This is a genomic window from Microbacterium sp. Leaf351, from assembly GCF_001423825.1.
In the GTDB taxonomy this organism is placed as follows: domain Bacteria; phylum Actinomycetota; class Actinomycetes; order Actinomycetales; family Microbacteriaceae; genus Microbacterium; species Microbacterium ginsengisoli.
The window spans coordinates 142,941-147,982 of the sequence record NZ_LMPK01000035.1 but is presented as its reverse complement, the minus strand read 5'-3'; the positions used below and the strand labels follow the sequence as shown (position 1 = coordinate 147,982).

At 69.6% G+C, this 5,042-nt stretch carries 3 protein-coding genes; 1 reads left to right on the top strand and 2 read right to left on the bottom strand.

All coding sequences use genetic code 11. The features are described 5' to 3' along the window. Nucleotides 1-54 precede the first annotated feature (54 nt). Entirely contained in the window at nucleotides 55-912 is an 858-nt protein-coding gene (gene ddaH / locus ASG00_RS11810; RefSeq protein WP_056209824.1) for a dimethylargininase, read from the bottom strand. Between the two features lie 354 nt (nucleotides 913-1,266). Here ddaH and ASG00_RS11805 point away from each other — a divergent pair, with 354 nt between their 5' ends. Continuing rightward, the gene (locus ASG00_RS11805; RefSeq protein WP_082483231.1) at nucleotides 1,267-3,372 is read left to right on the top strand and encodes an MDR family MFS transporter; all 2,106 of its coding nucleotides are present in this window, start codon (nucleotides 1,267-1,269) and stop codon (nucleotides 3,370-3,372) included. Between the two features lie 289 nt (nucleotides 3,373-3,661). Here ASG00_RS11805 and ASG00_RS18340 read toward each other — a convergent pair. Further along, nucleotides 3,662-5,042 (bottom strand): aldehyde dehydrogenase family protein (locus ASG00_RS18340; protein ID WP_235559538.1); only part of this gene is annotated, 1,381 nt, incomplete at its 5' end.

The window sequence follows — 5,042 nt, the reverse complement described above, 5'->3', positions numbered from 1 at the left end:
GCTCGTCCTCGTGGGCGATGTAGCCCGCGGTCAGCGCGTCGGTCGTGAGGTCGCTCATGCGCTCCTCCGGATCTCGAGCGTGCAGCACTTGATGCCGCCGCCGCCGAGCAGCAGCTCGGACAGGTCGACGAGCACCGGGTTGTAGCCGCGCTCGCGCAGCTGCGCCTCGAAGCCGGTCGCCCGCGGAGAGATGAACACGTTGCGACCGTCGGAGGCGGAGTTCAGGCCGAAGACCGCGCCGTCGGCATCCGACACCTCGATCGCCTCGGGGAAGAGGCGCTGCAGGGTCGCACGGGATGCCGCGTCGAACGCGGTGGGCAGGTAGGCGATGTTCGCGCGCTCGACGCCGCCGGGACCCTGCACCGGGTCGAGCACCGAGATCGCCGTGTCGAGGTGGTAGAACCGCGGGTCGGTGAGGGTCAGCGAGACGACCTCGCGGTCGAACACCTCGGCGACCTCGCGGTGGCTGTCACCGGTGGAGCGGAAGCCGGTGCCGGCGAGGATGATGTCTCCCGCCAGCAGGAAGTCGCCCTCGCCCTCGTTCGTCTCGCGCGGCTCGACGACAGTGAGGCCGTTCTCGCGGAACCAGGTCATGAACGGCTGCTCCTCGCCGGCGCGCTCGGCGAAGCGGAACTTCGGGCCGTAGGCGACACCGTCGATCACGAAGCCGCCGTTGGCGGTGTAGACCATGTCGGGCAGTCCCTCGACCGGGTCGATGAGCTGCACCTCGTGACCGAGGTCGAGGTAGGTGTCGTAGAGCGCCTGCCACTGGTCGACGGCGAGCTGCGTGTCGGTGGGGTTGGCGGGCTCCATCCACGGGTTGATGCGGTAGCTCACCGTGAAATGGGTGGGCTTGCACATCAGGTAGGTGCGGTGCTGGGCGATGCGGGTGGAACCGGTCGGGTGCGTCATTGTGCTCCTTGTGAGGGGGCGGCGGACGCTGTCCAGAGGCCCGGCGGAGCAAGAAGCCGACGTTCCGGGCACGCCACCCGCATTGTCTCACGGAGCCGGGCGGTGGCGCAGTATCGGTGCGAGAAGAGCGGATGCCGCGGCATCCAGTCCTTGCGTCGTTCCCCGTGAGTTCGCTATGCCGGTCGTGGAGGTGCGGATGTTACGCGTATTATCGTTGACCTGACACAACGAATCGGGCGCCACTGACGCGCCCGCCCGATCTCTTCGGCCGTTGCACCCCACTTCCCTTCTCTCCCCTGAGGAAACATGACTGACGTCGCTGTGAAGAGCCTGGTCACCAAGAGCAACCCGGTGATGACCCACCGGCAGATCCTCTTCGTGATCTTCGGGCTCATGGCCGGAATGTTCCTGTCCGCTCTCGACCAGACGATCGTGGGAACCGCGATCCGCACGATCGGCGACGACCTGAACGGGCTCAGCCAGCAGGCGTGGGTGACCACCGCCTACCTGATCCTGTCGACGATCGCAACGCCCATCTACGGCAAGCTGTCCGACATCTTCGGCCGCCGGCCGCTGTTCATCTTCGCGATCGTGGTCTTCATCATCGGATCCGTCGCGGCGAGCTTCTCGTCGTCGATGATCGAGCTGGCTGCATTCCGCGCGATCCAGGGACTCGGCGCCGGTGGCCTCATGTCGATGCCGCTCGCGATCATGGGCGACATCCTCGCGCCCCGTGAGCGCGCGAAGTACCAGGGCTACTTCCTCGCCGTCTTCGGCATCTCGTCGGTCATCGGCCCGCTCGTGGGCGGACTGTTCGCCGGGGCATCCGAGATCCTGTTCATCGCCGGATGGCGCTGGGTGTTCCTCATCAACGTGCCGATCGGCATCATCGCCCTCGCGATCGTGATGCGCTTCCTGCACATCCCCCGCCAGCCGCGGCATTCGGTGCGCATCGACTGGTTCGGTGCGGCCACCGTCATCATCGCGCTCGTGCCGCTGCTGCTCGTGGCCGAGCAGGGTCGCGACTGGGGTTGGAGCTCGCCCATCTCGATCGCTTGCTACGTGGTCGGCGGCCTCGGCATCATCGCCTTCATCATCGTGGAGAGCATCATGAAGGATGACGCGCTCATCCCGCTGAAGCTCTTCCGCTCGTCGACCTTCTCGATGGCGACCGTGATCGGCGTCTTCGTCGGCTTCGGCATGTTCGGCGCGATGCTGACCCTGCCGCTCTATCTGCAGCTCGTGCTCGGCTCCTCGCCGACCGAGAGCGGTTTCCAGCTGCTGCCGATGATCCTCGGCCTCATGATCTCCTCGATCGCGAGCGGCCAGATCATCTCCCGCACCGGTCGCTACCGCATCTTCCCGACGATCGGCACGTTCTTCATGGCGGCGGGCTTCTTCACGCTGACGCTCATGAAGTACGACACGTCGTACTGGCAGATCGCGGGATCCATGCTGCTGATCGGCCTCGGCCTCGGCCAGCTGATGCAGACGCTCACGATCGCGTCGCAGAACTCGGTCGGACTGCGCGACATGGGTGTGGCGACGTCGGCGTCGACGTTCTTCCGCCAGATCGGTGGAACCCTCGGCACCGCCGTGCTGCTGTCGCTGCTGTTCACGGTCATGCCGGCGAACCTGCAGACCAACTTCACCGACAAGGCGACGCTGACCGCCGCGCTCGACGCCGCGCTCGACCCGACGGTCGCGCAGGCTCCCGAGAACCAGGGCATCATGACGAAGGTCTACGACCCGATCGTCTCGAAGGTGACCGACGGCGCGCTGACCCAGGCGCAGGACGGCGTGAACCAGGCCAAGGCCGCAGCGGCGTCCGTCGTCGCGCAGCAGGTCGCCGCCGGCGCCATCCCCGCCTCCGCGCAGGCGCAGGCGACCGCCGCCGCCCAGGCGCAGGCGATCACCTCCGCCGCCGCACAGATCCAGCAGGAGCTGCCGGTCGCGAAGGTGGCCTCCGACGGCACCGTGACGCTCGACTTCTCGGACGCCACCGCCCGCCAGTCGTTCGTCGACACGATCGTGCCGACGATCATCGACAACGCCAGCTCGTCGTCGGGATCGTCGTTCGACAACTCGACGATGGACGACACCGCGTTCCTCAACGGCGCCGACCCGCGTCTGTCGAAGCCGCTGCTGACCGCGTTCAACCAGTCGACCGTGCTCGTCTACTGGGTCGCCATGTTCGTGGTGCTCATCGCGTTCGTGCTGACGCTGTTCTTCCGCACGCCGCCGCTGCGCCAGAAGTCGGCGCTGCAGGAGGCCCACGACGAGCAGCGGCATGCCGAGAAGGATGCCGCCTCCCTCGAGGCCGAAGCGGCCCTCGCCGCCGCCGAGGCGGGCGCGCTCGTCGGCCCGACGGCCCGCGACGAGGAGCCGGCCGGCGACGCCGAGGAGGACGTGGAGCCCGGCATGACGCGCCGCGAGTACCGCGAGACGCACCAGGACTGACCCTGACGCCGGTGGGGGCGGATGCCGCGGCATCCGCCCCCACCGGCGTTTCGGGCAGCGCGCGTCGGGCCGCAGGCGACGACGGCAGCGAGCCATCGCCGCCCGCCACCGCCTGCCATCGCACGCAGATGAGAGCCGCCGCCTCCGATAGCCGTACGCCTCGCGCAAGGTCGGAACTCCTGCCCGGCACGCCGCCCGGCAGCGCCCCCACCGGCGTGTCCCCGAAAAGTTCCGACCTTGCGCGCGCGGTCGCACAACCCGAGCGCCGCTCGGCCGACCGGCACCGCGGTCAGATCACCGTCTGCGACCAGTCGTCGGGGTTGCCGAAGCGGTGCGCGGTGATCGCGATGGCCTGCTCGTGCAGGAACGGCAGCAGCTCGAGCCGCCCCGCGGTCGTCACGTCTGCGGCGTAGATCGCGAGATCGGGGTCGCCGCCGACGGCCCGCGCGAGTGCGGTGTGCAGCACCGCGGTCTCAGCACGGGGACCGATCAGGCGCACCCTCGGTGGCCGGGATGCCGCGGCCTCCGGCCCGCCCACGATGCGCGCCGTCCACTCGTCGTCGCTCTCGACGAACACGGTGATGCCCGCCTCCACGAGTCCCCGTCGCACGGCGGGCGGGAGGCCGGCCGCGACCGACAGCACGGTCGCACCCGCGGCCCGGATCGCGGCGATCGAGACGCGGAGCACCTGCTGCAGTTCGGCGCCCGCGGTGGCGCGAAGGCCGACCTCGACCGGCCGGTAGCGCAGCAGGTTTCGCTCGATGCCGAGGTGCGAGACATCCCGAACCTGGCCGAACTCCCGATCCCACTCGATCGCGTCCGACAGAGCGGCACGGCGCAGCCAGTCGAAGCGCGGGTAGTCGAGCGACGGCTGGGACGCCTCGATGAGCGCGGTGATGCGCGAGTCGAGCCCGCGCAGGTGCAGGGTGCCCGACGCGGTGCCGGTCGATGCCCGCCAGCCGCCGAGGCCGACGAGGTGGTTCGGGCCGCCGGCTTTGGCGCCCGCGCCGACCGACGAGCGCTTCCAGCCGCCGAACGGCTGACGCTGCACGATCGCACCCGTCGTGCCGCGGTTCACGTAGAGGTTGCCGGCCTGCACGTGGTCGAGCCAGATGCCGAGCTCCTCGGGACTCTGCGTGTACAGGCCCGCGGTCAGCCCGTAGTCGACGGCGTTCTGCAGGGCGATCGCCTCGCCGAGGGTCGCGGCGTGCATGATGCCGAGCACGGGGCCGAAGAACTCCTCGCGATGGAACCGCGACCCCGGCGCCACACCGGTGCGGATGCCCGGCGACCACAGCCGCCCGGCCAGCTCGGGCACGGCGTCGAGCTCCAGCGGCTCGAGCAGCCAGCGCTGTCCCGGCTCGAGCTCGGTGAGCGCCCACTTCAGCTTGCCCTGCGGCATCTCGACGACGGGGCCGATCTCGGTGCGGGGGTCGGCGGGGGTGCCGACGCGCAGCGAGCGGGCGGCATCGACGATCTGCCGGGCGAAGCGCTCCGACCGGCCCACCGACCCGACGAGGATCGCGAGCGACGCCGCCGAGCACTTCTGACCGGCGTGCCCGAAGGCGCTCTTGACCAGATCGGATGCCGCCAGGTCGAGGTCCGCCGTCGCGGTGACGATCATCGCGTTCTTGCCGCTCGTCTCCGCGAGAAGGGGAAGGTCGGGACGC